General features: G+C 65.3%; 22 protein-coding genes, 1 tRNA gene and 1 pseudogene. 13 read left to right on the forward strand and 11 right to left on the reverse strand.

Going from position 1 to position 26224, the window contains the following annotated elements:
* Positions 1 to 77 precede the first annotated feature (77 nt).
* Both RA164_RS06045 and RA164_RS06050 read left to right on the forward strand, forming a co-directional pair.
* Positions 78 to 854 (forward strand): TenA family transcriptional regulator, encoded by a 777-nt coding sequence (locus RA164_RS06045; protein ID WP_329743064.1) that lies wholly within the window; start codon positions 78 to 80, stop codon positions 852 to 854.
* A 422-nt stretch (positions 855 to 1276) separates the two neighbouring features.
* Entirely contained in the window at positions 1277 to 3985 is a 2709-nt protein-coding gene (locus RA164_RS06050) for a putative bifunctional diguanylate cyclase/phosphodiesterase (RefSeq protein ID WP_329743065.1), read from the forward strand.
* 4 nt (positions 3986 to 3989) lie between these two features.
* On the opposite strand, the gene RA164_RS06055 is transcribed toward RA164_RS06050, so the two are convergent.
* Together RA164_RS06055 and sbcB are read right to left on the reverse strand one after the other, a co-directional pair.
* On the reverse strand, positions 3990 to 4679 hold the full coding sequence (locus tag RA164_RS06055; protein ID WP_329743066.1) for a DUF2461 domain-containing protein: 690 nt from the start codon (positions 4677 to 4679) through the stop codon (positions 3990 to 3992).
* A 26-nt stretch (positions 4680 to 4705) separates the two neighbouring features.
* Entirely contained in the window at positions 4706 to 6151 is a 1446-nt protein-coding gene (gene sbcB, locus RA164_RS06060) for an exodeoxyribonuclease I (RefSeq protein WP_329743067.1), read from the reverse strand.
* Between the two features lie 124 nt (positions 6152 to 6275).
* Between sbcB and orn the strand changes: the two genes are divergently transcribed.
* From orn to RA164_RS06080, 4 genes are all read left to right on the forward strand, one after another.
* On the forward strand, positions 6276 to 6836 hold the full coding sequence (gene orn, locus RA164_RS06065; RefSeq protein ID WP_329743068.1) for an oligoribonuclease: 561 nt from the start codon (positions 6276 to 6278) through the stop codon (positions 6834 to 6836).
* 21 nt (positions 6837 to 6857) lie between these two features.
* Positions 6858 to 7754: a dihydropteroate synthase gene (gene folP / locus RA164_RS06070; RefSeq protein WP_329743490.1), complete on the forward strand. Its 897-nt coding sequence runs from the start codon at positions 6858 to 6860 to the stop codon at positions 7752 to 7754.
* A gap of 85 nt (positions 7755 to 7839) precedes the next feature.
* Complete coding sequence (gene glmM / locus RA164_RS06075) at positions 7840 to 9201, forward strand: phosphoglucosamine mutase (protein ID WP_329743069.1); 1362 nt, start codon at positions 7840 to 7842, stop codon at positions 9199 to 9201.
* A gap of 125 nt (positions 9202 to 9326) precedes the next feature.
* Complete coding sequence (locus tag RA164_RS06080) at positions 9327 to 10262, forward strand: isopenicillin N synthase family dioxygenase (RefSeq protein WP_329743070.1); 936 nt, start codon at positions 9327 to 9329, stop codon at positions 10260 to 10262.
* Between the two features lie 34 nt (positions 10263 to 10296).
* On the opposite strand, the gene RA164_RS06085 is transcribed toward RA164_RS06080, so the two are convergent.
* Positions 10297 to 11106 carry an SDR family NAD(P)-dependent oxidoreductase gene (locus tag RA164_RS06085; RefSeq protein WP_329743071.1) on the reverse strand — a complete coding sequence of 270 codons (810 nt, stop codon included), beginning with the start codon at positions 11104 to 11106 and terminating at the stop codon, positions 10297 to 10299.
* 107 nt (positions 11107 to 11213) lie between these two features.
* On the opposite strand from RA164_RS06085, the gene tpiA reads away from it, so the two are divergent.
* From tpiA to RA164_RS06100, 3 genes are all read left to right on the forward strand, one after another.
* A complete protein-coding gene (gene tpiA, locus RA164_RS06090; protein WP_329743072.1) occupies positions 11214 to 11963 on the forward strand; it encodes a triose-phosphate isomerase in 750 nt (249 codons plus the stop codon).
* A gap of 17 nt (positions 11964 to 11980) precedes the next feature.
* Positions 11981 to 12421: a preprotein translocase subunit SecG gene (secG, locus tag RA164_RS06095; RefSeq protein ID WP_329743073.1), complete on the forward strand. Its 441-nt coding sequence runs from the start codon at positions 11981 to 11983 to the stop codon at positions 12419 to 12421.
* Between the two features lie 17 nt (positions 12422 to 12438).
* Positions 12439 to 12523: transfer RNA gene (locus RA164_RS06100), tRNA-Leu, on the forward strand.
* 211 nt (positions 12524 to 12734) lie between these two features.
* Here RA164_RS06100 and istB read toward each other — a convergent pair.
* Both istB and istA read right to left on the reverse strand, forming a co-directional pair.
* A complete protein-coding gene (gene istB / locus RA164_RS06105) occupies positions 12735 to 13541 on the reverse strand; it encodes an IS21-like element helper ATPase IstB (protein ID WP_329743074.1) in 807 nt (268 codons plus the stop codon).
* A pseudogene (gene istA, locus RA164_RS06110) lies at positions 13534 to 14916 on the reverse strand (IS21 family transposase); the annotation flags it as partial. The pseudogene istA and the gene istB, both read right to left, overlap by 8 nt.
* Before the next feature lie 80 nt (positions 14917 to 14996).
* Between istA and RA164_RS06115 the strand changes: the two are divergent.
* Both RA164_RS06115 and RA164_RS06120 read left to right on the forward strand, forming a co-directional pair.
* A protein-coding gene (locus RA164_RS06115) for an IS3 family transposase (RefSeq protein WP_329740557.1) occupies positions 14997 to 16105 on the forward strand; the annotation gives its coding sequence in 2 pieces (ribosomal slippage) (positions 14997 to 15258 and positions 15258 to 16105; 1110 coding nt in all).
* Positions 16106 to 16700: 595 nt separating this feature from the next.
* Positions 16701 to 17354: a response regulator gene (locus RA164_RS06120; RefSeq protein ID WP_329743075.1), complete on the forward strand. Its 654-nt coding sequence runs from the start codon at positions 16701 to 16703 to the stop codon at positions 17352 to 17354.
* 77 nt (positions 17355 to 17431) lie between these two features.
* Here RA164_RS06120 and RA164_RS06125 read toward each other — a convergent pair whose 3' ends face one another.
* On the reverse strand, positions 17432 to 20560 hold the full coding sequence (locus RA164_RS06125) for an Rne/Rng family ribonuclease (RefSeq protein ID WP_329743076.1): 3129 nt from the start codon (positions 20558 to 20560) through the stop codon (positions 17432 to 17434).
* Between the two features lie 335 nt (positions 20561 to 20895).
* Here RA164_RS06125 and RA164_RS06130 point away from each other — a divergent pair, with 335 nt between their 5' ends.
* Positions 20896 to 21894 (forward strand): RluA family pseudouridine synthase, encoded by a 999-nt coding sequence (locus RA164_RS06130; protein WP_329743077.1) that lies wholly within the window; start codon positions 20896 to 20898, stop codon positions 21892 to 21894.
* A gap of 21 nt (positions 21895 to 21915) precedes the next feature.
* On the opposite strand, the gene RA164_RS06135 is transcribed toward RA164_RS06130, so the two are convergent.
* On the reverse strand, positions 21916 to 22257 hold the full coding sequence (locus tag RA164_RS06135) for a 4a-hydroxytetrahydrobiopterin dehydratase (protein WP_329743078.1): 342 nt from the start codon (positions 22255 to 22257) through the stop codon (positions 21916 to 21918).
* 155 nt (positions 22258 to 22412) lie between these two features.
* Here RA164_RS06135 and RA164_RS06140 point away from each other — a divergent pair, with 155 nt between their 5' ends.
* A complete protein-coding gene (locus RA164_RS06140) occupies positions 22413 to 23021 on the forward strand; it encodes an NfuA family Fe-S biogenesis protein (RefSeq protein WP_329743079.1) in 609 nt (202 codons plus the stop codon).
* A 61-nt stretch (positions 23022 to 23082) separates the two neighbouring features.
* On the opposite strand, the gene RA164_RS06145 is transcribed toward RA164_RS06140, so the two are convergent.
* The 4 genes from RA164_RS06145 to RA164_RS06160 form a co-directional block, all read right to left on the reverse strand.
* A complete protein-coding gene (locus RA164_RS06145) occupies positions 23083 to 23433 on the reverse strand; it encodes a c-type cytochrome (RefSeq protein WP_329743080.1) in 351 nt (116 codons plus the stop codon).
* A gap of 22 nt (positions 23434 to 23455) precedes the next feature.
* The gene (locus RA164_RS06150) at positions 23456 to 23785 is read right to left on the reverse strand and encodes a c-type cytochrome (RefSeq protein ID WP_329743081.1); all 330 of its coding nucleotides are present in this window, start codon (positions 23783 to 23785) and stop codon (positions 23456 to 23458) included.
* Positions 23786 to 23982: 197 nt separating this feature from the next.
* Positions 23983 to 25218: a TraB/GumN family protein gene (locus tag RA164_RS06155; RefSeq protein ID WP_329743082.1), complete on the reverse strand. Its 1236-nt coding sequence runs from the start codon at positions 25216 to 25218 to the stop codon at positions 23983 to 23985.
* Positions 25219 to 25316: 98 nt separating this feature from the next.
* Entirely contained in the window at positions 25317 to 26207 is an 891-nt protein-coding gene (locus RA164_RS06160; protein ID WP_329743083.1) for a carbon-nitrogen hydrolase, read from the reverse strand.
* Between the last annotated feature and the right edge of the window lie 17 nt (positions 26208 to 26224).

The raw sequence follows: 26224 nt of genomic DNA on the forward strand, positions 1-26224 counted from the left end.
CCGAGGGCCCGGTTCCCTGCCGGTCGTGTGATGAAGCAAACAGCCGGAACATCACTTACGACACTCAGGAGAACGTTATGCATACCCGATTCGAACGCACCGGCCCGCTGACCGAGCTGAGCAGCTACCCGCAATGGGCGCAGGACATGGTGACCGATTGCGAGGCCACCCGCCGCAAGGTGCTGGGCCACGAAATCTGGGCACGTATGACCGCAATGGAGCTGGACGACGAGTCCACCTACAACTTCATGGCGGGCTTGTGGCCTTTCATCGAGCGTTTCCCGAGCTACATGGCGCTCAACCTGCTGAAGACGCGCTATGGCCGCAGCCCGGGCGACGACATGGCCCGGCGCTGGCTGGTACGCAACATCCGCGTCGAGCAGAACCATGCGGAGTACTGGCTGAACTGGGCCGAGGGGGCCGGCGTGCAGCGCGCGGACCTGCTGCACAAGCCCGCGCCGGCAGGTACCGACGGACTGTATCGCTGGTGCGAGGAGATCAGTGCCAGCGGCAGCCTGGCGGCCGGCATGGTGGCGACCAACTACGCCATCGAGGGTGCCACCGGCGACTGGTCGCACATGGTGTACGAGAGCATGAAGTACCGGGAAAGCTTTGCCCCCGAGGTGCGTGCCTCCAGCCTGCGCTGGCTGCACCTGCATGCGGCGTATGACGATACCCATCCGTGGGAGGCGCTGGAAATCGTCTGCACCCTGCTGGGCAACGCACCGACGTCGGCCGAAGTGGCGCACCTGCGCGAATGCATCGAGCGCAGCTACATGTGCATGGTGCTGCTGGGCGACCGTTGCATCCGCACGCATCGCGAGTCCCACCTGCTGGGCGAAGTCGCCGCCTGAGGTTCGGCGTGATGGCGGGTGCCCCCGACCCGTCGCGTGCCAGACAGGGATGGCCGGCGCGTAAATCCTGCATTGAGGCACCGGGAGAGCGTTCCGAGCGCTCTCCCGTTCTTCTTCAACTGCTCGTGTTTGCATACGTGGTATGCACACTTGAGCGGTCATGATCCCCGCTTGAGGCGAATGTGCGTACGCATGCGTCTTGTTTCTGACGTGAGACTGTCGAAAATTCGATCGTTACGCTAGTTGGCAACACATGCTCCTCATGATTTGGCACGATGTTGCCGATACATGGGAACAAGTGTGGGCGGACATCGGATATGCCTGGTCGCATGAAGCTTCGAGGCAGCTTGCCCCGGGCTTTCAATACAGGGGACGACATGCATTCGATTGCAAGCTTGCAGCAGCCTCTCTGGCGGCGACTCATGCCGTTGGCGTGGGGATTTGCTGTAGCTGTCGCGCTGGTGCTTGCGCTGGCCTGGGGAGTGTTCCAAGTCCAGGTGACGCTTGCCGGATTCCTGAGCAGCGAGAGTGTCTGGTCGAAGTCGCAGAAGCAGGCGGTGATCGACCTGGACAACTATGCCGCGCGCGGCAACCCGCACGACCTGGACGACTTCAAGCGCAACTACGCACTGCTCGAAGCCGACCGCTGGGCACGCGACGCGATCATCTCCGGTCATTACGACATGAAGAGCGTGCAGCGCGTCTTCAGGGCGGGCAACATCCTGCCTTCGGCCGATCGCGGCATGACCTTCATGCTCGAGCATCTTTCCGGCATGCCGTACATGGCCGGAGCGATCGGTGCCTGGCGTTCCACCGACGACTCGATCAGGCAGCTGGATGACATCGCCGGCCAGCTGCAGAGCGACTACGCGAACGGCAGTCCCAGTCACGCCGAGATCTCGCGTCAGCGTGCGCGGATCGACGCGATCAACGCCTACATCGAACCACGCACCAACTTTTTCGCGCTGCAGATGGTCAGTGGCGCGGTCTGGCTGGGGCGCCTGCTGTTCGGGGCGGTACTGCTGGCCCTGTTCACGGTGGCGCTGCTCTGGCTCAGCATGGCGCGGCGCGTGCTGGACCGGATCCGCGGCAGCGAGGAACGCTATCGCCTGCTGTTCGAAAGCGCCGCGGTGGCGATTGCGATGGTGGACGAAAGCACCGGCTGCATTCTCGATTCCAACCGGCTGGCCGCGGAATGGACCGGCCACGACCCGGACAGCCTGAACGGCGCGCGCTTCGACGATCTGTTCGTGTCCGGCTCGACCCATGCGGTGGGCCCGGCGCTGGTGGCCATGCTGCACGGTCCTGACGGCCTGCAGCGACCTGTGGAAATGCAGGTGAGCCACGCCGCCTGGGGCCGACGCACGGTGCGGCAGGTGATCATTCGCGACATTTCGGAGCGAGTCGCGCTGGAGCGCGAACGGCGCGTGGCGGCCGAGGCCCTGGCCAGCATTGCCGAGGGCGTCATCATCGCGGATGCGGACCGGCAGGTCATTTCGGTGAATGCGGCGCATATGGGCATCACCGGCTACAACGCGCAGATGCTGCAGGGGCGACGCTTCGACGAGTTGCGCCGCATGCCCGATGGCTCGCCGCTGCAGGCGGCGATCTGGTCCGGCATTGCCGGCGGCAGCCACTGGAGCGGCGAGGTGCTCGGCCAGCGTGCCGATGGCAGCACCTATCCCGAACAGCTCAGCATCAGTGCGATCCGCGATGCGCAGCACCAGGTGCTGCACTACGTGGCCGTCTTCAGCAACATCCAGGCACTGAAGGATCAGCGCCGCCGGCTCGAACACTTGGCCACCCACGATCCCCTGACCGGGCTGCTGAACCGGGCCGAGTTCGAGCGGCGTTGCGAGGCGGCCATCGCCGTGGCCTCGCGCATGCACAAGGCGGTGGCGATCCTGTTCGTCGACCTGGACGCGTTCAAGATCGTCAACGACAGCTACAGCCATGCGATCGGCGACCGCCTGCTGCAGAAAGTGGCCGAGCGCATCCGGCGACAACTGGGCGGCGGCGATGTGGCCGGGCGCATCGGTGGCGACGAATTCACCGTGCTGCTGGATCGCCTGGAGCTGCGTGAAGATGCCGGGGTGGTGGCCGGCCGCCTGCTGGCGAAGCTGTCCGAGCCGGTGGTGGTGGACGACTGCGAGATGGTGCTGAGTGCCAGCATCGGCATTGCCGGCTATCCGCTGGACGGTGCCGACGCGCTGACCCTGATCGCCAATGCGGATGCGGCGATGTACGCGGCGAAAAATGGCGAGCGCAACACCTTCCGCTTCTACACCCCGATCATGCAGGCCGATGCCCGCCAGCGTTTGCTGCTGGTCTCGGAGCTGCGCCGTGCGCTGGCCGAGAACGAATTCCGCCTGTGCTTCCAGCCCAGCATCGACCTGCGCAGTGGCCAGGTGGTGGCGGCCGAGGCGTTGTTGCGCTGGCAGCACCCGCGTCGCGGTGAACTGCTGCCGTCGGATTTCATTCCCGTCGCCGAAAGTCTTGGCCTGATCCGGCATATCGACGAATGGGTGCTGCAGGCGGCGTGTGCGCAGATCAAGGCCTGGGACGAGATCGGCATGTCGCCGATCCGGGTGGCGGTGAATGTGTCGGCCCGCTGGTTCGGCCATGCCGGTTTCGTCGAGCATCTCGACCGCACGCTGCGCGCGCATGGCGTGGCACCGGGCCGACTGGCACTGGAGATCACCGAGGGCACCATGCTGCGGCTCGGGGACGACACCGTGCGCACGCTGCAGGCCCTGCACGCGCTGGGCGTGGAAGTGGTGATCGACGACTTCGGTACCGGCTATTCGTCGATGGCCTACCTGAAGCTGCCATCGGTGTCACGCCTGAAGATCGACCGTTCCTTCGTTACCGGCTTGCCGCAGGACGCCAACGACGTGGCCATCGTCAAGGCGATCATGGCGATGGCGCGCAGCCTGGGCCTGGACGTCACCGCCGAGGGCATCGAGACCCAGGCCCAGCACGATTTCCTGTTGCTCGCGGGATGCAGTGAAGGTCAGGGTTACCTCTATGCGGCCGGACTGCCTCCCGCCGCGCTCGAGCGGATGCTTGGCGTGCGGCGACGCTCGGGAACGGCACCGCTGAGCCTGGTGCCGCCCAAGCACGGCAGCTGAGCCTTCAGAACTCCAGTTCCTGGGCGGCGCACAGGTAATCGATCATCGGTGCGACGCACTTGAAGCTGGCCAGCAGCCAGGGCAGCAGCTCGTCGGAGCAGGCCAGTGTCTCGTCGAAACCTTCGCCAGCGGCGAAGTCCTTGCGTTTGAGATCATCGATCAGCTCGTGGGCGGGGTCGAAACCGTGCGGCGGGCGTTTCAGCGACTCGCCCCAGAAGCCCATGCGTTCGCGGAACGCCTTGCTGCGGGTGGCGCGCTTCCATGCATCCGGATTGTCCGCGATGAAGGCGCGGATGCGCTTCAGCGCGTCGGGCTCGGGGTGCCACATGCCGCCGCCGGCAAAGCAGTCGCCGGGCTGGATGTGCAAGTAGAACGAGGGTGCCGGAATCTCGTGCCTGCGCTCGTGGAAGAAGCGCGCACCCTGCCACGGCTTGTACGGCAGCTTGTTGTTGGAGAAGCGCGTGTCGCGATGGATGCGGAACAGCGAGCCGCCGTTCTTGCGCGGGTCGGCGCGGTAATGCGGGCTGATCTTCGCCAGCGGGGTCTGCAGGTCGGTGATCAGTTCGATGAAGGGCTCGCGCACGTGGCGTTCGTAGTCGGCCTTGTGCTCGTGGAACCAATCGCGGCTGTTGTGGCGGTCCAGTGCGCGCAGGAAGCGGAACGTGGCCGGCGAGAAATAGGTTTTCTTGGGCATGATGAGGTCAGTGCAATGGAGTCGGTTCAGGCGGTCAGTCCGTATTCGGCAGCAAGCTCTTCGCCCCAGGCCTGCAACTGGTCGAGCAGCGGCAGCGCGGCCTGGCGGGCGGGGTCCTCGCGCAGTGCGGCAAGGTGCGCAAAGTACGCGTCCAGCGTCAGCGTGGTCAGTGCCGTGGGCCGGCTCAGCCGTTCGCGGCAGAAATGCTCCCAGCGCGCGTGTTCCTCGGCGCTGAGCGTCTCGGGCCAGTTGCGGGCGCGGTAGCGGAACAGCAGTTCGGGGTAGCGCGGGTCGCGGAACGGAAAGGGGCGGCTGCCGAGCTGGTCCGGTGGCGTGCTGCGCACCTCGCGCAGCAGGCGTTTGTCGGCATCGGGCAGGAACCCACCGTAGAGTGCCAGTTCCGGGTCGTCCGCGGGCGGCATTTCCGCGGCGCGGGCGAACACACTGCGCACCTTGTCGATCAGTCCGGGGGCTTCGCGCAGGCTGTCGCGGTGGGCCAGGCTGCGATCCAGGTCCAGTTGCAGCCGGTCCAGGTCCACGCCTTTCAGCGCTGACAACGGGGCGAGTGCCGGGCTGCGGTTGGCGCGGACCGTGCGCAGCGGGATGCGCTCGACGCCTTCGGGCAGGTCGGCGCGGGCGGTGAAGATGCGGTCGGCGATGTCGTCCTCGTCCAGCGACAGCCAGCTGGCCGGATCGGCGGCAAGGTCGTAGACGATGATTTCGCCCGGACGCGAAGGGTGCGGAGCCAGCGGCGCGATCACCGCCAGACAGTGGCGGCTGGCCGGGTAGCGCGAGGAGACGTGCAGCAGCGGCGTCATGCTGGTGGTGTCGAGCAGTTCGAACACGCGCTGCTTGCGGCGCAAGGCGAAGTGCCAGTCCCACAGGCGCGGCTGGCGGACCCGGATGAGTCGCGCCAGGTCGATCAGGGCATGCACGTCGGACAGCGCGTCGTGCGCCCGTTCCTGGGTGAGGTGGTTGGCGCTGGCCAGGTGTTCGAGCTTGAAGCTGGGCGAGCCGTCGTCGCGGGTGGGCCAGTGGATGCCCTCCGGGCGCAGCGCCTCGCACATGCGTACCAGGTCGATCAGGTCCCAGCGCGAGTTGCTGTTCTCCCACTCGCGGGCATACGGGTCGTAGAAGTTGCGGTAGAGCAGCTGCCGGGTCACTTCGTCGTCGAAGCGCAGCGAGTTGTAGCCCACGCCGCAGGTGCCCGGCTCGCCAAGCTGTTCGTGCACGCGGGCGGCGAATTCGGCTTCGTTCACGCCTTCGCGTTCGGCCTGCTGCGGGGTGATGCCGGTAATCAGGCAGGCCTCGGGATGAGGCAGACTGTCATGCGGAGGCTTGCCGAAGAACATCACCGGCTCGCCGATGATCTCCAGGTCCATGCTGGTGCGGATGCCGGCGAACTGTACCGGGCGGTCGCGGCGGGTATCGGCGCCGAAGGTTTCGTAGTCGTGCCAGAAGAAAGTCTGCATGACCGGATCATCGCACGGTACCGGACCATCGCACGGTACCGGACCATCGCACGGTGTGCTGATAGACTGCGCAGTCGAATTTCTGGCTTGACCGGCCAAGTCCTACAGGCTCCCAGGAGAACGCATGAGCCAAGCGAACGAAGACAACCTGATCTGGATCGATCTGGAGATGACCGGCCTCGATACCGATGCCGACTCGATCCTCGAAATCGCCACCATCGTGACAGACAAGCAGCTGAACGTGCTGGCCGAAGGGCCGGTGTTCGCGATACGCCACGAGCTCGACCGGCTCGAGTCGATGGATACGTGGAACCGCAACCAGCATGGTCGGTCCGGACTTTGGCAGCAGGTGCTGCAATCCACCACGGGCCATGCCGAGGCCGAGCAGGCCACGCTGGATTTCCTGCGTACCTGGGTGCCGCCCGGCAAGTCGCCGATGTGCGGCAATTCGATCTGCCAGGATCGCCGTTTCCTGCATCGGCAGATGCCGCGGCTGGAGCGTTTTTTCCATTACCGTAACCTCGACGTGTCCACACTCAAGGAACTGGCGCGGCGGTGGGCTCCGCTGATCGCCCGGGGCTTCAGCAAGGAGTCCGCGCATACCGCGCTGTCGGATATCCGCGACTCGATCGAGGAACTGCGCCACTACCGCCAGCACATGGGTGAACTGGCCGGACTGGACTGAGGAACTCGCGTGCTCGACGACATGTTCGCCACCGTGCTCGACTGCAACGGCCGCCCGCTCAAGCTCGACCGGCCGCGTGTCGTGGGCATCCTCAATGTCACGCCGGACTCGTTTTCCGACGGCGGCACCCATGCCGATGTGGCATCGGCGGTCGCGCATGGCCTGGCCATGGTCGGGCAGGGTGCCGACATGCTCGACGTGGGCGGCGAATCGACCCGTCCCGGCGCCGCCGACGTGACGGTGGAGGACGAGCTGAGCCGGGTGATTCCGGTGATCGAACAGCTGGTCGCCCAGACACAGGTGCCGATTGCCGTCGACACCTCCAAGCCGGAGGTGATGCGTGCGGCGGTGGCGGCTGGCGCCGGCATGATCAACGACGTCTATGCCCTGCGCCGGGACGGCGCGGTGGAAGCCGCGGCCGAACTGGGTGTGCCGGTATGCCTGATGCACATGCAGGGCGAACCGCGCGGCATGCAGTCGGACCCGCATTACGACGACGTGGTCGGCGAGGTGCACCGCTTCCTGACCGACCGGCTGTTCGCCTGCGAGCTGGCCGGCATCGACCGGCGCAAGGTGATGGTCGATCCCGGCTTCGGTTTCGGCAAGACGGTGGAACACAACCTTGCCCTGCTGCGTGCGCTGGAGCATTTCGCCGACCTGGGCAGCGGCATCTATGTGGGCATGTCGCGCAAGTCGATGATCGGTGCGTTGACCGGGCGCACGGCGCCGCTCGACCGCGTCGCGGGTTCGGTGGCCGCCGCGTTGATCGCGGTTCAGCGTGGTGCGCTCATGGTGCGTGTCCACGATGTCGCCGCGACGATGGACGTGCTGGCGGTGTGGCAGGGCGTGAAGGCCGGGGACACGGTACCGCGCAAGGCGTCGAAACCGGCCGCCCCGCGCTGGCCCGACGACGACTGACACGACACAGGGAAGAACGTGCCGGGCGTTCCATGGCGCCACCGGCATCATCATCGGTTGGAAGCATTCTCAGAAGGGCACGCGCATGAGCCAACGCAAGTATTTCGGTACCGACGGCATCCGCGGTCGGGTAGGCCAGTGGCCGATCAGCGCAGACTTCATGCTGAAACTGGGGCGCGCGCTGGGTGCGGTCCTGGCCGCACGCGAACGGCGCGGCGGAGCTCATCCGCTGGTGCTGATCGGCAAGGACACGCGGGTTTCCGGCTACATGTTCGAGTCCGCGCTGGAGGCCGGTCTGGTGGCGGCGGGTGCCGATGTCAGGCTGCTCGGGCCCATGCCCACGCCGGCCGTGGCCTTCCTCACTCGCAGCCTGCGCGCGGATGCCGGCATCGTCATCAGTGCCTCGCACAACCCGCATCACGACAACGGCATCAAGTTCTTCTCCGCCAGTGGCGAGAAGCTGGCGGACGAGGTGGAGCTGGCGATCGAACGCGAGGTGGATGCCGACTTCAGCACGGTCGAGTCCGACCAGCTCGGCAAGGTGGTGCGCATCAGCGATGCGGTTACCCGCTACGCCGAGTTCTGCAAGACGACGGTCGGCGAGGACTTCAGCCTGGCCGGTATCCGGATGGTGCTGGACTGCGCCAATGGCGCCACCTACCAGGTCGCACCGAAGGTCTTTGCCGAGCTGGGAGCGGATGTGACCGTCATCGGCGACCAGCCCGACGGCTTCAACATCAACCGGGACGTCGGCTCCACCCATCCGCAGGCACTGCAGGATGCCGTCGTGGCGCAACAGGCCGACCTGGGCATCGCCTTCGACGGTGACGGCGACCGTGTGCAGCTGGTGGATCGGCATGGCGTGCTCGCCGATGGCGACGACATTCTTTACGTACTGGCCCGGAGCTGGCACGGCCGCGGCCTGCTGCGAGGGCCGGTAGTCGGCACGCTGATGAGCAATTACGGTCTGCAGCAGGCGCTGGATGCACTCGGCACCACGCTGGTGCGCGCCAACGTGGGCGACCGCTACGTGCTGCAGCAGCTGAAGGAACATGGCGGTGTGCTGGGTGGCGAGACGTCGGGCCACATCCTGTGCCTGGACCGCGCGTCCACCGGCGACGGCATCGTGGCGGCGCTGGCCGTGCTGGAAGCGCTGTCGCTGGCCGGCGAGGACCTGGCCGAGGTGCGCAAGGGGCTGCACAAGTTGCCGCAGATCATGCTGAACGTGCGCGCCGAGGGGGCACGCCAGGCGCTGTCCAGCGACGCCGTGCGCGAAACCCTGGCCGAGGTCGAGCGCATCCTGCACGGACGTGGCCGGGTCGTGCTGCGCCCCTCGGGTACCGAGCCGCTGGTACGCGTGACCGTGGAAGCGGCCGATGCGGTCGAAGTGCAGCAGATGGCGAAGCGCCTGGCCGACGTCGTAAAATCGGAAGCAGAACGCTCGTGAACCAGCAGGCGCCGCGCGCCTGCCCCATGACAGCCCGGACCAGGTCGCCAAGGATTGGCCCGACGTGCACCGCCCCTGCGGTGGCGGATCACAAATCGACCGCACGCCTACCTGGACTTGAGCCCATGAAAAACGTTCCGACCCTCGACATCCGTCGTTACGACACCGACCGCGACGCCTTCGTCGCCGAGCTGGGTGCGGCCTATCGCGAGTTCGGCTTCTGCTGCATCAGCGGTCACGGTATCGAACCGTCGCTGGTCGACGGGGCCTACGATGTCTTCAAGCGCTTCTTCGCGCTGCCGGCCGAAACCAAGATGAAGTATCACGTGGCCGGTTCCGGCGGCGCACGCGGCTACACCCCGTTCAAGGTGGAGACGGCCAAGGACAGCCGCTATCCGGACCTGAAGGAGTTCTGGCACGTCGGGCGCGAGATTCCGCGTGACTCGAAATTCGCCGCGTTGATGCCGGCCAACCTGTGGCCTTCCGAGGTGGACGGTTTCCGCGAATACGGCTACGGCCTGTTCGACGCGCTGGACCGGCTCGGCAGCCGCGTGCTGCGTGCGCTGGCGCTGCATATCGACTTGCCCGAGACCTATTTCGAGGACAAGACCGACCAGGGCAATTCGATCCTGCGACCGATCCACTATCCGCCGATCACCGAAGACAACCTGCCCAACGTGCGTGCCGGTGCGCACGAGGACATCAACCTCATCACCCTGCTGGTCGGTGCCAGCGCGGAAGGCCTGGAGGTGTTCACCCGCGAGGGCGAGTGGCTGCCGATCACCACCGAAGGCGATGCCATCGTGGTGAACATCGGCGACATGCTGCAGCGGCTGACCAATCACGTGTATCCGTCCACCACCCATCGCGTGGTGAATCCGCCGAATGCCAACGCGCGCAAGCCGCGCTATTCGGTGCCGTTCTTCCTGCATCCGAACCCCGACGTGATGCTCGATCCGCTGCCGCAGTGCGTGACTCCAGACAACCCGTCGCGCTACGACACCTCGATCTCGTCGCACGAGTACCTGCTGCAGCGCCTGCGCGAGATCAAGCTGATCTAGTGCCGTCGGCTGGCGCGGACGTGTCCATTGCAGGCTACTCGTCGAACTGGCGATAGCGCTTCGCCTGGCGTGCCGAGAGTGCGCGCGCCAGGCGGTCCGGCACCAGCTTGAAGATGGCCTTGATCGTGCGGTTGACCCGACCGGTGACGTGTACCGCGTCACCGTGTTCCACCGCCGCGATGCCTTCGGCCACCACGGCCTCCGCGCTCTGCCACATGAAACCGGGCAGCTTGTTCATCAAGGTGCGGGTACCGGTGACGTCATGGAATTCGGAATAGGTGAAGCCGGGACACAGTGCGCAGACATGCACGTTGCGGTCGCGGTTTTCCAGCGCCAGCGATTCGGAAAAGCGGATCAGGTAGGACTTGCTTGCCGCGTACAGCGTATGACCTGCCGTGCCCGGCACGTGGCCGGCCAGCGAAGCCACGTTGACGATGCGGCCGTAGCCGCGCTCGCGCATGCCGGGCAACAGCAGCCAGGCCAGCTCGGTCGGTGCGGTCAGCAGCACCTGCAGGAAGTCCGCATGGATCTGCCAGGCGTTGCCCGTGAAGCTGCCGGGTACGCCATAGCCGGCGTTGTTGATCAGCCAGTCGACGGCCAGGCCACGCTGCTGCAACGCTTCGCATAGTGCCTTCGGTGCGGCGGGGGCGGCCAGGTCGGCGGCAAGCACCGTCACCTGGCATGCGTGCGACTGGCGCAATGATTCGGCCAGCGCTTCCAGGCGATCGGCCCTGCGCGCGGTCAGCACCAGATCGTGTCCGCGTGCGGCGAGGGCCTGGGCAAAGGCGGCGCCGATACCGGACGAGGCGCCGGTGACTAGACTCAGTGGGCGATCTTGCGACATGGTGGTATCCGCAGGGACAGGCGGGCATCATCGCATGGCCACCTGCCTGATTGCCCGAAACCGGGACGCTGGGTACCCTTCGCGCTTTTCTCGCTACGGAATATCGCATGCGCAAGAAATTGGTCGCAGGCAACTGGAAGATGCATGGCAGCCATTCGATGGTTGCCGGCCTGGTCGACGAGCTCCTTGCCGGTGCTCCCTCGGGCATCGACGTCCTGTTGTTTCCACCCTTTCCCTACCTTTCCGACGTGGTGCAGCGCTGCGCGCAGGCAGGGTTCGGGGTGGGTGGTCAGGATGTCAGCGCCCATGAAGGGCAGGGTGCCTACACCGGCGAAGTCTCCGCCGCGATGCTTAAGGACGTCGGCGCCGGCTGGACGCTGGTGGGACATTCCGAGCGGCGCCAGTACCACGCCGAGAGCAGCGAGCTGGTAGCACGCAAGTTCGCTGCGGCCCGGGCGGCCGGGTTGACGCCGATCCTGTGTGTCGGCGAAACCCTTGCGCAGCGTGAAGCGGGTGAGACCGAAGCCGTGGTCGCGGCCCAGTTGCAGGCCGTGCTGGCACTCAATGGCATCGCCAGTTTCGACACGGCGGTCATCTCCTACGAGCCGGTGTGGGCCATCGGTACCGGACGCACCGCCACACCCGAGCAGGCACAGCAGATGCACGCGTTCATCCGTAGCCAACTGGCGAAAGAGGATGTTATGATTGCCGGTCTGACGCGGCTGCTTTATGGCGGCAGCGTGAAGGCGGCAAATGCCGCGGAACTGTTCGCGCAGCCGGACGTGGATGGCGGGTTGATCGGCGGTGCCTCGCTTGTGGCTTCCGACTTCCTGGGTATCTGCGACGCGGCGCGTTGAGCGCTACGGATTACACCATGTTCGTTATCTTCAGCGTCTTCTACATCCTGATCGCCGCGGCGATGATCGTGCTGATCCTGATGCAGCGCGGTGCCGGCGCGGATGCCGGTTCGGGCTTCGGCGCGGGTGCCTCCGCGACCGTGTTCGGTGCCCGCGGATCGGCCAACTTCCTGTCGCGTGCCACCGCGGTGCTCGCTACGCTGTTCTTCCTGCTCAGCCTGGGTATGGGTATCTACCTGAAGGTGAGCGGCGCGCCGGCGCAGAGTGCCAACAACAGCCTCGGTGTGATGGCGGGGGTTGGCAATCAGCCCGCAAAGTCGCAGAATGCGCAGCCCACGAAACCGGCCGAGTCGTCCAAGACGGCAGTGCCGGCGGCAACCAGCAACAACAGCGATGTCCCGGCAGCACCGGCGACGAAGCCCGCATCGACTGTGCCGAGTGCTCCGGTCAAGCACTGAGATCAAGCAAGACACCTGCCCAGGTGGCGGAATTGGTAGACGCACTACCTTGAGGTGGTAGCGCCGAGAGGCGTAGGGGTTCGAGTCCCCTCTTGGGCACCAATACATAGTCCGGCAACGTCCAATACGGACCAGAAAGACTAGGAAAACCCGCCACTTAGGCGGGTTTTTTATTGCCTCGTCGTCTAGTGTCGTCCGGGTGTTGGCGCTCGCCGAAAACTGACCACCTCTGCGCGTTGAAAATTGACCAGGGATGGAAGCCGAGGGAGAGGTCCCTCGGCGTGGTTGGAGTGTAGCGTCGGTTGGGTTCGGATCAGAGCGGTTCGTCGGTGCCCTCCGTACTGGTCCGCTCCCTGGCCTGTTCCCGCGACTTGATCCGCGCCTTGGCCTGATGGCTGCTCTGCCGGAAGCGGTAGCTGTCGTTGCCGGTTTCGATGATGTGGCAGTGGTGGGTGAGCCGGTCGAGCAGCGCGGTGGTGAGCTTGGCGTCGATGAAGACGTTGGCCCACTCGGCGAACACCAGGTTGGTAGTGATGATCACGCTGGTGTGCTCGTAGAGCCGTGAGAGCAGGTGGAAGAGCAAGGCGCCACCGGCTTGCGAGAACGGCAGGTAGCCGAGCTCATCGAGGATCACCAGATCCAGGTGCATCAGCTGGTTCGCGAGCCGCCCGGCACGACCGGCCGCCTTCTCCTGTTCCAGTTGGTTCACCAGCTCGATCGTCGAGAAGAAGCGCGCACGCTTGGCATGCTGGGTGATGGCCTGGACGCCGAGGGCGGTGGCCAGATGCGTCTTGCCGGTGCCGGTACCACCGATCAGGACGATATTCTCCGCACGCTCGGTGAAGGCGAGTGTCGCGAACGGCTCGATCTGGCGCCGATCGACCTTGGACTGCTCGAAGTCGAAACCGGCCAGGTCGCGGTGGATCGGGAAGCGTGCGGCCTGCATCTGGTAGCGGATCGAGCGCAGACCGCGGTCGGTCTGCTCGGCCTGGACCAGATGCCGCAAGAGCCACTCGGTCTGCTGCAACTCCACGTTGCTGCCGTTCTGCAGGGCCTCGGCGTAGCCATTGGCCATGCCGTATAAACGTAGCCCCTTGAGCGCGGTGATCAGGTCAGTCATGGGTCACCTCCGTGTGCAGCGCGTCGTAGCGCTGGGTGTCGCAGGTCGGGGCGACCGCGACGGTCAGGGACGTTGCGACGGGTGACGGTGGCGGACCTTCGCGCAGGCGCGCCAGGAGATTCAGCACATGCTCGGCGCTGGGCCGGCCGGACTCCAGTACCAGTTCGACGGCTACCAGCACGGCCTCCAGGCCGTGCTGCGGGACGGCGCCCAGCACCTGGGCCATGACTCGGTCACCGCCCTGGCGGCGCAGCAGGGCACGGCTCAACTGCTTCAACGGGTCCGGCATCTCCGCAAAGGGGGCGCCATTGCGCAACGCGCCCGGCTTGCGCTCCACCAACGGCACGTAGTGCCGCCAGTCGTACACCACATGGTCGCGTTCGATGGCGCGTGGATGCTCGGCAATCACTGCCTGCTCGGCCACGACGACGACCCGCTCGGGATACAGCCTCACGCTGACCCGATGCCCGGCCCAGGCACAGGGGACCGAGTAACGGTTGCGCGCCACCGTCACCAGGCAGGTGCTCGATACCCGCGCCGGCGACTCGATGTAGCCATCGAAGGGCGCGGGCATCGGCATCAGGTGGGCCTGCTCGTGCTCCAGCGCTTCGGCGATGGTCATGCCTGGATGTTCCGGATGCGCCGCACGGCGTGCTTCGATGCAGTGCGTCGCCAGCCAGACGTTGAGCTCGGCGAAGCTGGAAAAGCGCTGTTCCAGGGCGGCCTGCCAGATCCGCCGCCGGCTGTCCTAGACGCCCTTCTCGACACGGCCCTTCTCCCAACCGCTGGCCACGTTGCAGAAGTCCGGATCGATCAAATAGTGCGCGGTCATCGCGGCGAAACGGGCGTTGACGATCCGCGCCTTGCCGCGCCCTGGCACGCGGTCCACCGCCGTCTTCATGTTGTCGTAGATCCCGCGCCGGGCAATGCCACCCAAGCCCGTCAGGCAACGCAGGTGGGCATCGAACAGCATCTCGTGACTCTGCGTCGGATACGCCACCAGCCAGAACGCTCGCGAGGCACAAAGCTTCATGTGTGCCAGCTGGATCTTGCGCCAGACGCCGCCGATCACGATCCCTTCCTCGCTCCAGTCGAACTGGAACGCCTCGCCCCACTCGAACTGCAGCGGGACGTAGGCCGCGCGGGCCGTCACCGTTCCCGCCTCCGCCCGCCAGGCTCGTATCGCCTCGGTTACCCGACTGTAGCTGCCGGTGAAACCCTGGGCCTGAAGCTGGGTGTAGAGGAACAACGCCGTGCGCCGTTCCTTGCGCGGACGCCGCGCGTCGGTCTCTACCGCTTGCCGTAGCCACTCAATGTGTCCATCAAGCTTCTTGGGACCGGCCTGGCGCCGGTAGGCCATCTCGCTACGTACCGGGTCCCGCTGTCGACTCCCCGTAATCTTGATCCAGGCATAACTGGAGGTCTCCGGGCAAACTAGCCCCAAGGAGACCGAAGATGCGCAAGAGCAAGTTCACCGAAAGTCAGATCGTCGCGACGCTGAAGCAGGTCGAAGGCGGTCGGCAGGTCAAAGATGTGTGCCGCGAGTTGGGCATATCGGACGCCACGTACTACGTGTGGAAGTCCAAGTATGGCGGGATGGAAGCGTCCGACATACAGCGGCTGCGCGACGTCGAGGCGGAGCACGCCAAGCTCAAGCGGATGTATGCCGAGCTGGCGATGGAGAACCACGCGCTGAAGGATCTGATTGCAAAAAAGTTGTAGACCCGGCGCACAAGCGCCCGCTGCTGACGTGGTTGATGAATCACTACGGCTGGAGCGAGCGCCGGGCTTGTTCGGCGATGGGCTTGTCGCGATCAACGGCGCGTTACCGCCGCCGACCGGATCGGGACGAGGAAGTGATTGCGCTGCTCGCTGAACTGGCGGAACGGTTTCCAGAGCGTGGCTTCGGCAAGCTGTTTCAGCTGATTCGACGCCGCGGTCTGGTGTGGAACCACAAGAGGGTGTGGCGCGTGTATTGCCGGATGCAACTCAATCGCCGCCGACGCGGCAAGAAGCGTGTACCGAACCGGCATCCGATGCCCTTGGCGGCTGGCGAGCAGATCAACGCTAGTTGGTCGATCGACTTCATGTCCGACGCCCTGTGGGATGGGCGGCGCTTCCGGACGTTCAACGTGATTGACGACTTCAGTCGCGAAGCACTGGCCATCGAGGTCGACCTCAACCTGCCCGCCACGCGTGTCATCCGCACGCTGGAGCGGATTGCGGCCTGGCGCGGCTATCCGGCCAAGCTTCGCCTGGACAACGGGCCGGAATTCATCGCACTGGCGCTGGCCGAATGGGCCGAGCGCAAAGGCATCACTCTGGACTTCATCGAGCCCGGCAGGCCCATGCAAAACGGCTTCATCGAGCGTTTCAACGGCAGCTTCCGCCGTGGCGTGCTCGACATGTACATCTTCCGCACGCTCACCGAAGTACGTGAGCACGCGGAACGGTGGCTGGCCGACTACAACAACGAGATTCCCCACGACAGCCTCGACGGGCTCACGCCCGTCGAATTCCGACTTCAGAACGACCCGGCAACCTCTAATTTAGCTTGGCACTGATTTACGGGGAGTCGACACGAGTGCTCGGTTGCAGTCTCATGCGGGATCGACTGACGACGAATAAATGCCCTTGGCGGGGCAAATCGGAGCGCTCTCATTTCACGCAGTAACAGACTGTCGGGTATCAGGGATGTCATTGCATGTCGGTGCACCTGATACCCCGAGCCGTACCCCCTAGTAGGCTCAAGGGCTCCGCTTCGGCGGAGCCCTTATTTTTTTCCGGGTCTTGGTGATGCGCATGCCTTAGGCGTGGGCGCCAGCGTGACGCCCGGGTCCTGACGTTTGTAACGCGCAAGCACCTTCCGAAAGGCCGGTGCGAGGCGCGAGCTTATCGATAAGGTTCAATAGCTTGCGTCATGCTGACGGATCCGAAGATTTTATATGGCATTAAAAGCGAATCATCCCCGCTAAGTGTTGAAACGCATTAAGCTCGATCCAAGCAAGTCAGCGGCGAAAGGCATGCAAGTAAGCATGTCGGCGATCTCCTACGCGCTATGTCAGCGCGGCGGGTGCCAAGGCAGGGGGAAGGTCGCCTTGCACTGGGTATGCGGCCATGCCTACCTTGCCAATGCCTGATCTAGGGAGAGGACGAGCAATGATCAATGTTGTACTGGTCGACGATCACGAACTGGTCCGCACCGGTTTCAGGATGATCCTGCAGCAGCAGTCAGACATAGAGGTATGTGGCGAAGCGGGCACTGCAGAAGAGGGGTTGCGCCTGATTCGTTCGTTGTCGCCGGACATTGCCCTGGTCGACGTGCACATGCCCGGCATGAGCGGTATCGAACTGACTGAGAGGGTGGCGCGGGCCAATCTGAATACCCATATCGTTGTCGTCACTGTGGTCGACGATGCGCGCTTTCCGAAGCGACTGCTGGACGCGGGGGCGCTTGGCTACCTGACCAAGGGTTGTACCGCCGAAGAATTGCTTGGAGCCGTGCGTCAGGTAGCAGGTGGGCGCCGATATCTGGCGCCCGCGGTGGCGCAGCAGCTTGCTCTGGCGACGCTGGACGGTGACAACTCGCCGTTCGATGCTTTGTCGACGCGTGAACTGGAAGTAGCCATGATGCTGGTGCGAGGCAAGCCCCTGACCTCGATCGGTGAGCAGCTCAGCCTGAGCCCGAAAACCGTATCGACCTACAAGCAGCGCCTGATGGAGAAGCTGCAGGTGGATCACGTGATCAGTCTGGCGCACCTGATGACGATCCATGGGCTGCTGGATACGCACAACCAGCAGGTCGGAAGTTAGCCAGGGCAGCAGGATGCCTCCACGAAAAAGGCCGGACAAATGTCCGGCCTTTTCTGCTTATGGCCTCAGCCTGCTGATCAGGACTGCGACGGCGTGCCTGGGCTGGCGGTTCCGTCCGCGTGAGGCTTTTCTGCTGTGCCCGTTGTCGATGACGTCGTCGTGTGGCGGGGCTCACCAAGCAGGTCGCCTTGTGCCGGCTTAGCCGCCGGGTTCGGTGCAGGGGCCGAGACCGGAGCCGGAGCCGGAGCCGGAGCCGAGACCGGAGCCGGAGCCGGAGCCGAAACCGGAGCCGAGACCGGAGCCGAGACCGGAGCCGAGACCGGAGCCGAGACCGGAGCCGAGACCGGAGCCGAAACCGGAGCCGAAACCGGAGCCGAAACCGGAGCCGAAACCGGAGCCGAAACCGGAGCCGAAACCGGAGCCGAAACCGGAGCCGAAACCGGAGCCGAAACCGGAGCCGAAACCGGAGCCGAAACCGGAGCCGAAACCGGAGCCGAAACCGGAGCCGAAACCGGAGCCGAAACCGGAGCCGAAACCGGAGCCGAAACCGAAACCTCCGGCTTGGTCGGCCTGCTTGTCTCGGTTGTGGCCAACGAAGGTGCGGCTACCGGCGCGGCCGATGCTGGTGCAGCAGCCGACGGGATCGGCGGAAGCGTGGGCAACTGGAAGCTGGCCGGTGCGCTGGCCGGAGCCGGTCGTGGCGAGGTGTCGCGTGGCTGCTGCTCGGCCTGATCGGCTGGCTTGGGTGCTGGAGTCGACGCTTGCGTGGCTGCAGCGGGTGCGACTGAGACATCGGCCTCAGCGGCTGGCTTGCTGGCGCGGGGCGTGCTTGCGCGTGCCTCGTTGCGCGGGGCACTGTCCGCAGTGGGCGCGGTGCCATCGCGATCTTCATCGTCCAGCGCTTTGGCCTGCTCGGTGTCCAGCGGTGCTCCGGCGATGGCGCTCTCGTCATGGCGGCGGCGGCGGCGGCCACCGCGGCGGCCACGGCGGCGACGCGACGTCGAGCCTTCGTTGTCGGCCGGGGCCTCGGCACTGCCGGGTGCTGCCTCGACAGCGGCTGGCTTGGCCGCGTCGACCGGCTTGCTGTTGTCGGCCGGGTTGACGGCAGCTGGGGCAGGTGCGGCCTGACGCGGCTCGGCTGCAGGTGCCGCACGCGGGGTGCGTTCCGCCTTGGGCTGCGCATTTGGCTGCTTGCGTTCGGTGTTGTTGCCCTGGCTCTCGGTAGCCGCCTTCGGCTGGCGTTCCTGCTTGGTGCCGGCCTGCTGGCGCGTACCCGACGCCTGGTTCGCATTGCGCTGGCGCGAGTTGCGACCACCACCCTTGGTGTTGCCGGACGCATCGCTTTCGCGACGGGGCTGGCGCTGGGAGCCAGCTTCGGAACCCTTGCGGCGTTCGTCGTTGCGTGCGTTGCGGTTGCGACCGTCACTCTTCTCGGCGGGCTTTTCCGTCTTCTCGACCGGGGTGGTCGTGGTGTCGCTGCCGCGGAACCAGCCGAGCAGGCGCGAGATCACACCGCCCTGCGGAGCCGTGCTGGCGGGCGCCGGTGCGGCACGGCGGGGGGCGGGCTTGGGCTGTTGCTGTACCGGGGCTTCCTCGCGGATGGGTGCGGGCGAGGCCGGAACCACGCCGGAGACGGCAGGCTGCTCGGTGCTGCCCAGTGTCTGGCCCATCTTCGGAATCGGTGCTTCCTCGACCGTGGTTAGCCGCTCGTAGCTGGGCTTGCTGTGCTCGCCCATCTCCGCTTCCTTGATGCGCTGGATGTGGATGTGCGGCGTTTCCAGTTTGTCGTCGGAGACGATGACGACGTGCACCTTGTTGCGCAGCTCGACCTCGACCACGCTGGCGCGCTTCTCGTTGAGCATGAAGTTGGCGACGGTCGGCGGTGCCTGCACCAGCACCTGGCCGGTGTTGTCCTTCATCGCGTGTTCTTCGATCAGGCGCAGGGTGGACAGTGCCAGCGATTCCACGCTGCGGATCTGGCCATGGCCTTCGCAGCGCGGGCAGACGATCTGGGTGGCTTCACCCAGGCTCGGGCGCAGGCGCTGGCGCGACATCTCGAGCAGGCCGAAGCGGCTGATCCGGCCGATCTGCACGCGGGCACGGTCGAGCTTCAGCGCGTCGCGCAGCTTTTCCTCGACCTCGCGCTGGTGGCGCGGGCTGTCCATGTCGATGAAGTCGATGACGATCAGGCCGCCAGCGTCGCGGATGCGGCACTGGCGCGCGATCTCGACAGCTGCTTCGCAGTTGGTGTTGAAGGCGGTTTCCTCGATGTCACCGCCCTTGGTCGCCTTGGCCGAGTTGATGTCGATCGCGGTCAGCGCTTCGGTCTGGTCGATCACGATCGAACCGCCGGAAGGCAGACGCACCTGGCGGTCGAACGCGCTTTCGATCTGCGTTTCGATCTGGAAGCGCGAGAACAGCGGGGTGTCTTCCTTGTACAGCTTCAGCTTGCGCAGGGCGTTGGGCATCACCTGCTGCATGAACTCGCGGGCATCGTTGTAGAGCGATTCCTCGTCGATGAGGATTTCGCCGATGTCGTTGCGCAGGTAGTCACGCAGGGCGCGGATGAACAGCTTCGATTCCTGGTAGATCAGGAACGGAGCCTTCTTCGCCTCGGCCGCGCCGGAAATCGATTTCCACAACTGCAGCAGGTAGTCGAGATCCCACTGGAGTTCCTCGGCGTCACGGCCCATGCCGGCGGTGCGCACGATCAGGCCCATGTCGTCGGGTACCGTGAGGTGGTCCAGCGCTTCCTTCAGCGCCTGGCGGTCCTCGCCCTCGATCCGGCGCGACACCCCACCGGCCTTCGGGTTGTTCGGCATCAGCACCATGTAGCGGCCGGCAAGGCTGATGTAGGTGGTCAGCGCCGCACCCTTGTTGCCGCGCTCCTCCTTCTCGACCTGCACGACCACTTCCTGGCCTTCCTTGAGCAGCTCGCGGATGTTCGCCTTGTGCGGGTCCAGGCCCGGCGTGAAATAGCTGCGGGCGATTTCCTTCAGCGGCAGGAAGCCGTGGCGTTCGGCGCCGTAGTCGACGAAGCAAGCTTCAAGGGATTGTTCGACGCGAGTGATGCGGCCCTTGTAGATATTGGCCTTTTTCTGTTCGCGGGAAGGGATTTCAATATCGAGATCGTAGAGGTTCTGGCCATCGACGATGGCCACACGCAACTCCTCACGCTGAGTTGCGTTGATCAACATGCGTTTCATTTGTAGGTTTTCCTCGGCTTGCCGCGCGTCGCGTGCCACGGTGGCGCCTTGGGGGCGGCCTGCCGGAGATCGCGCCGCTGCGGTAAAGCGGCAAAATAACGGTGCCGTTACCGGCCCCGGGGTGATTCGTGGCTTCGCGCCAGCCGCCCGCAGCGATAAGGCTGCGGACAAACGGCAACCCGAACCGTTACGATGAAAGGGAGAGCAGCGACCGGCTGCCGGGGAAGGCGACCGGCGCAATCCTCGCCGACGTCACGGATGGGCGTACCACGCCGCCCAAGATGCGGCGGGGGTATAGCGCCGGCCGAGTATCCTATTTCGCCAAGGTTTTTTCAATGCAGACGGTAACTTCCCCTGACGCACCTCACGGTGTACGTCAAGTCGAGATCGGCCCCGAGCGCGACGGCCAGCGGATCGACAACGCCCTGATGACCCTGTTGAAGGGCGTACCCAAGAGCATGATCTACCGCCTGCTGCGCACGGGCCAGGTGCGCGTGAACGGCAAGCGGGCCAAGCCGGATACCCGTCTCGCGCTGGGTGATACGTTGCGGCTGCCGCCGGTGCGGGTCGCCGAAAAGCCGGTCGAACGTGGGCCCTCGCAGGAGCAGATGGCCGAACTGACTGACCGGGTGATTTTCGAGGACAAGCACTTTCTGGTCATCGACAAGCCCTCGGGCGTGGCCAGTCACGGTGGCAGCGGCATCACGCACGGCGCGATCGAGCTGATGCGGGCGGCGCGACCGAACGAGTCGCTGGAGCTGGTCCACCGGCTGGACCGGGATACCAGCGGCGTGCTGGTGTTCGCCCGCACCCGGGCCGGCCTGGTGGGCTTGCAGGCGGCGATCCGTGCCGGCGAGGTGACCAAGCAGTATCTCTGCCTGATGGTCGGGCACCCGTCCAAGGCGAAGTTCGACGTCAACGCGCCATTGCGCAAGTCGGTGTTGCAGGGTGGTGAGCGGATGGTGCGGGTGGCGGACGACGGCAAGCCGTCGCTCACCTTTTTCCGCGAGATGGAACAGTACCCCGGCGCGCGTCTGATGCAGGCGACCCTGGGAACCGGGCGTACCCACCAGATCCGCGTGCATGCCGCGCACATCGGCCATCCGCTGGCCGGCGATGCCAAGTATGGCGACAAGGACGCGAACCGCCGTTTCCGCGAGCATGGTCTGCAGCGCCTGTTCTTGCATGCCTCGCACATGAGCTTCGAGCTGGACGGGCGCAGTTACGGCTTTTCGGCACCGCTGCCGGATGATCTGAAGCAGTTTCTGGATACCCTTGCCAGCGAGGGCAAGCAACCACCGGCGCGTGCCCGGGGGCGTTTCCGCCCCGATTGACCGGGGCGCAGAGGCCCGGGATCAGTGCTCCAGCAGGGCCTCGACGCGGGCGGCGCAGATGAAGTCGTTCAGCGACAGGCCGCCGACATCATGGGTGGACCACAGCAGGTGGCAGTGACCGTAACCGGCCTCGATGTCCGGATGGTGGTCCTCGTGATTCGCCATGAAACCCACCGCATTGATGAAGCCCAGTGTCTGGTGGAAATTCCCGAAGCGGAAATCCTTGACCAGAGCCTTGCCGTCGTCGCTCAGGGTCCAGCCCGGAAGCTGCGGCATCAGTTCGGCGATGGTGGCTGGTTCGAGTGCGTTTTCCTTGCCCTTGCGAGGCTGGCAGTGCTGGGTGGCGAGACGGGAGGTGTCCATGCGGTTCTCCGTAGCAGTAAAGAAGGTCGCAAAGCGTCGAAGCTTGCCGCCGAAAAGTCAAAGTCGGGCACGTCCGGTGAAACTGGACTAAAATGGTGCTGTTTTGGCCGTGCCTCTGGCGTGGCCTGCCTACAAGCGTCATTGATGGAACCGGCATGATTGATATTTCCGAACGCGCGCAGCAGCACTTTCGTCGCCTTCTCGCCCAGCAGGACATCGCTGGCCTGAGCATCCGGCTGCGCGTGACCACGCCTGGCACGCCCACGGCGAACTGTGAGCTGGAATTCTGCGAGCCTGCCGAACTGAGCGGTTCGGAATGGACGCTGGAGTGCGAGGGTTTCGAGTTTCACATCGAGGGCGACAGCGCCCGCTGGCTGGATGGCGCCAGCATCGATTTCGAGCCGGACCGGACCGGCGGGCAGCTCAATATCCGGGCGCCGAAGATCAAGGGCGAGGTGCCGGGCATGGAGGCTGGCGTGATCGAACGCGTCCGCTATGTGCTGGAGGCCGAGATCAACCCGCGACTGGCCTCCCATGGTGGCCGGGTCACCCTGCTTGAGGTGGATGCCGATGGCGTGGTGCTGCTGCAGTTCGGCGGCGGCTGCCACGGTTGCGGGATGGTCGATGTGACGCTGAAGCAGGGCGTGGAAAAGACCCTGTGCGAACGCGTGCCCGAAGTCACCGCGGTGCGCGATGCCACCGATCATGCCGGTGGCAGCAACCCCTATTACAGCAAGCACGAAGGTCGTTCGGCGCTCGACTGAGCTTGCCGGGTCGCCCTGCGAAAAGCCCGCCAGGAAGCGGGCTTTTCGTGGTGGGGACGGCTCAGTCGCCTTGTATGTGTCCCTTCAGCGTGTCCAGCTTGGTGGGCAGGCTGGAAAAATAGGCGGCGATGTCCTCGATGTCCTGATTGGACAGCGTCGCGGCCATGCCCTTCATGATCGGGTTGTTGCGGCGGCCATCCTTGTACTCATGCAGCGCCTGCTGCAGGTATTCGTCGTACTGGCCGGCCAGCCGGGGGTACTGCGGGTCCACCGCATTGCCATCGACGCCATGGCAGGCGAAACAGGTGGTCGCCTTGGTCTTGCCGGCAGCGATGCTGCCGCCGGCCAGCAAGGGTGCCGATGCCAGCATCAGCGCGGCGGTGCACGAGAGCAGAGTGAGCGCACGTTTCATGCAGATTCCTTGGTCCACGGAATTACTTGATCGGCTTCAGGCTGGACAGATAAGCGGCAATGTCCTCGATGTTCTGCTCGGATAGGCTTTGCGCCTGCGCCATCATGGTGGGGTAGGTGCGGTCGCCGCTCTTGTATTCGTTCAATGCATTGATGATGTACTGCTCGTTCTGTCCGGCGATCTTCGGCACCGGATAGTCCGGGTAGGCGTTGGTGTATCCGGGGATGCCATGACAGCCAGCACAGGTGTAGACGAGCGTGCGTCCCTTGGACGCGTTGCCGGTCGCCTGTGCGTTACCAACGATGAGGAAAGCGGAAACTGCAGCGAGGCCCAGCCAGTGCAATCGATTCATCGAGCGGATTCCCATGGTTGCGATGGGTACACCCTTCGAGTATAGACGCAGCGCGAGAACGGGAACAACACGCCCCCCGGCATCCGGACACGGTGCCGGCGGCGGGTACCGGAAGTGGCTGCAGGCGCCGCCCTGAATCGACCTGTCGACCCTCGCGCGGGGTGTCTGGCGGGGTGTTTGGGTCGGGGCGGCGGATCTCAGAACACGCTGTGCAGGATATGGATGCCGGCGCTGTACTCGCCCACGATCGTGCCCATGCTCACCAGGAAGAAGTTGAGCAGGGTGCGCGCCACACGGTTTTTCCACCAGCCTTTCCAGTGCCCGATGTCGTCGCGCAGCGCGTCGAAGTCGGCGACGCGGGGACGGCGGACCCAGGCCTCGGTCATGGCGCTGATGCCGCCCGCCGGGATGCCCGGCCGGAACGGTTTGATCGGTGCCGCAATGAAGGCGGAGACGATACTGGCCGGGTGGCCTCCCGCGATCAGGGCGCCCAGTGCTGCAAAGCCGCCAGTGAACAGGACCCATGCCAGCAGGGCCTGGGTTCCCAGTGCGGTATTGCGATGGAAGGCCCAGGCGATGGCCGCGAACACCACCAGCACCAGTCCCGCGGCCAGCCACTTCGGCCAGCGTGCCTTGGGCGGTGTGCGCGAAAGCTCGGCGGCTTCGGCGGCGGGGTCGGTGCGGTCGTTGCGAAGGTGCTCGCACAGGCCCTTGAGGTGCCCGGCGCCGATCACCACCAGCACGCGGCGCAGGGTGCCGTCGGTGGTTCCTGCGGCCTCCTCGCGCAGGCGCGCGCTCATGAACGCGTCGCGCTCGGCGATCAGGCTGCGGTAAAGCGGTGCCGATTCGCTGGCGAATTCGCTGAAGGCGCTTTCGAGCATGTCGCCCTGCTTCAGCTTTTCGATCTCGCTTTCTTCGATGTCCTCGCGCTCGAACACGCTGGCGAGCAGGCCGCCAAGCAGGCCGAAACGCTGCCAGAAGCCCACGCTGTGCCAGGCCCGTTTCAGTGTGGTGCCGACTTCTCGATCAATCAGCCACAGCGGCAGGCCACGGCTGTCGGCGCCCTCCATGGCTGCCTTCATTTCGGCGCCGGGCTGGATGCCGTACTGGTCGGCCAGGCGTTTCTGGAACGAGGACAGCACCAAGCTGGCGGCGACCATGCCGGCCTTGCCCTGGCGGATGATCTGGAACAGGTCCATCTGCTTGAAAGCTTCGGGGTCGCGCATGCCCTGCGCACGGCTGGCGCACAGTTCCACTGCGACGGCGTCGAACGACTCGCGTTCAAGCAGGGTCTGCACGGCTTCCATGCTGCTGCGCGAGACATGTGCGGTGCCCAGCACCACGAACTCCACGCCGTCGCGATGCACGCGTTCGATGGGCTGGTCGTGGAGCGCGTCCTGCGCAATGGGTTCGATGGTGGATTCCAGGCTCATGCGTCGTGCGTACCGTTGAAGAGTGTTTCCTGCATGGGGACGGTCGTGCGCGCGGGCAACCGATGCGCGCATGCCGGTTCAGCTGCGGTCCTGCGCTCTCAATCGCGGAACCGTTTCAGCAGGTCGCCGTAGGCATCGATGCGGCGGTCGCGCAGGAAGGGCCAGATGCGCCGTACATGCTCGCTGCGCTGCATGTCGATTTCCACGATCAGCAGCTCGCGTGCGTGGGTGCCGGCACGGGCCAGGAATTCGCCCTGCGGGCCGGCGACGAAGCTGGTTCCCCAGAACTGGATGCCGTCGCCGACACCGGAGACGTCCTTTTCGTGGCCGGTACGGTTGCAGGCCAGCAGCGGCAGGCCGTTGGCGACTGCGTGGCCGCGCTGCACGGTCACCCACGCTTCGCGCTGGCGGTCCTTTTCGTCCTGCGTATCGTTCGGGTCCCAGCCGATCGCGGTCGGGTACAGCAGCAGCTCGGCACCGGCCAGCGCCATCAGGCGGGCCGCTTCCGGGTACCACTGGTCCCAGCACACCAGTACGCCCAGACGGCCGATCGAGGTGTCGATCGGTTCGAAACCCAGGTCGCCGGGGGTGAAGTAGAACTTCTCGTAGAACGCCGGATCGTCCGGAATGTGCATCTTCCGGTAGGTACCGGCGATGGCGGCTGAGCGGTCGAACACCACGGCGGTGTTGTGATACAGCCCGGCCGCGCGCTTCTCGAACAGCGAGGCGACCACTACCAGTTTCAGTTCCGCGGCCAGCGCGCCGATGCGTTCGGTGCTGGGGCCGGGAATGCGTTCGGCACGGTCGAATTCGTCCACCGACTCGTGCTGGCAGAAATACGCGCCATTGTGCAGTTCCTGCAGCAGCACCAATTCGGCGCCGGCGCCAGCGGCTTCGCGCAGGCCCGCTTCGATGGCGTCGAGGTTGGCGTCGCGGCTGCCGCGATCGGTTTCCTGCAGCAGGGCGACCTTGAGAGGCTTGCGGGTCATGCCGGTGATTCCTGTCG

Source organism: Dyella sp. A6, from assembly GCF_036320485.1.
GTDB lineage: Bacteria > Pseudomonadota > Gammaproteobacteria > Xanthomonadales > Rhodanobacteraceae > Rhodanobacter_A > Rhodanobacter_A aluminiiresistens.

What these genes read in the sequence shown, in the direction of transcription:
- RA164_RS06045 (WP_329743064.1), top strand. Translation starts at nt 78, where the DNA reads ATGCATACCCGATTCGAACGCACCGGCCCGCTGACCGAGCTGAGCAGC.
- RA164_RS06050 (WP_329743065.1), top strand. Translation starts at nt 1,277, where the DNA reads ATGCCGTTGGCGTGGGGATTTGCTGTAGCTGTCGCGCTGGTGCTTGCG.
- RA164_RS06055 (WP_329743066.1), bottom strand. Translation starts at nt 4,679, where the DNA reads ATGCCCAAGAAAACCTATTTCTCGCCGGCCACGTTCCGCTTCCTGCGC.
- sbcB (WP_329743067.1), bottom strand. Translation starts at nt 6,151, where the DNA reads ATGCAGACTTTCTTCTGGCACGACTACGAAACCTTCGGCGCCGATACC.
- orn (WP_329743068.1), top strand. Translation starts at nt 6,276, where the DNA reads ATGAGCCAAGCGAACGAAGACAACCTGATCTGGATCGATCTGGAGATG.
- folP (WP_329743490.1), top strand. Translation starts at nt 6,858, where the DNA reads ATGTTCGCCACCGTGCTCGACTGCAACGGCCGCCCGCTCAAGCTCGAC.
- glmM (WP_329743069.1), top strand. Translation starts at nt 7,840, where the DNA reads ATGAGCCAACGCAAGTATTTCGGTACCGACGGCATCCGCGGTCGGGTA.
- RA164_RS06080 (WP_329743070.1), top strand. Translation starts at nt 9,327, where the DNA reads ATGAAAAACGTTCCGACCCTCGACATCCGTCGTTACGACACCGACCGC.
- RA164_RS06085 (WP_329743071.1), bottom strand. Translation starts at nt 11,106, where the DNA reads ATGTCGCAAGATCGCCCACTGAGTCTAGTCACCGGCGCCTCGTCCGGT.
- tpiA (WP_329743072.1), top strand. Translation starts at nt 11,214, where the DNA reads ATGCGCAAGAAATTGGTCGCAGGCAACTGGAAGATGCATGGCAGCCAT.
- secG (WP_329743073.1), top strand. Translation starts at nt 11,981, where the DNA reads ATGTTCGTTATCTTCAGCGTCTTCTACATCCTGATCGCCGCGGCGATG.
- istB (WP_329743074.1), bottom strand. Translation starts at nt 13,541, where the DNA reads ATGACTGACCTGATCACCGCGCTCAAGGGGCTACGTTTATACGGCATG.
- RA164_RS06120 (WP_329743075.1), top strand. Translation starts at nt 16,701, where the DNA reads ATGATCAATGTTGTACTGGTCGACGATCACGAACTGGTCCGCACCGGT.
- RA164_RS06125 (WP_329743076.1), bottom strand. Translation starts at nt 20,560, where the DNA reads ATGAAACGCATGTTGATCAACGCAACTCAGCGTGAGGAGTTGCGTGTG.
- RA164_RS06130 (WP_329743077.1), top strand. Translation starts at nt 20,896, where the DNA reads ATGCAGACGGTAACTTCCCCTGACGCACCTCACGGTGTACGTCAAGTC.
- RA164_RS06135 (WP_329743078.1), bottom strand. Translation starts at nt 22,257, where the DNA reads ATGGACACCTCCCGTCTCGCCACCCAGCACTGCCAGCCTCGCAAGGGC.
- RA164_RS06140 (WP_329743079.1), top strand. Translation starts at nt 22,413, where the DNA reads ATGATTGATATTTCCGAACGCGCGCAGCAGCACTTTCGTCGCCTTCTC.
- RA164_RS06145 (WP_329743080.1), bottom strand. Translation starts at nt 23,433, where the DNA reads ATGAAACGTGCGCTCACTCTGCTCTCGTGCACCGCCGCGCTGATGCTG.
- RA164_RS06150 (WP_329743081.1), bottom strand. Translation starts at nt 23,785, where the DNA reads ATGAATCGATTGCACTGGCTGGGCCTCGCTGCAGTTTCCGCTTTCCTC.
- RA164_RS06155 (WP_329743082.1), bottom strand. Translation starts at nt 25,218, where the DNA reads ATGAGCCTGGAATCCACCATCGAACCCATTGCGCAGGACGCGCTCCAC.
- RA164_RS06160 (WP_329743083.1), bottom strand. Translation starts at nt 26,207, where the DNA reads ATGACCCGCAAGCCTCTCAAGGTCGCCCTGCTGCAGGAAACCGATCGC.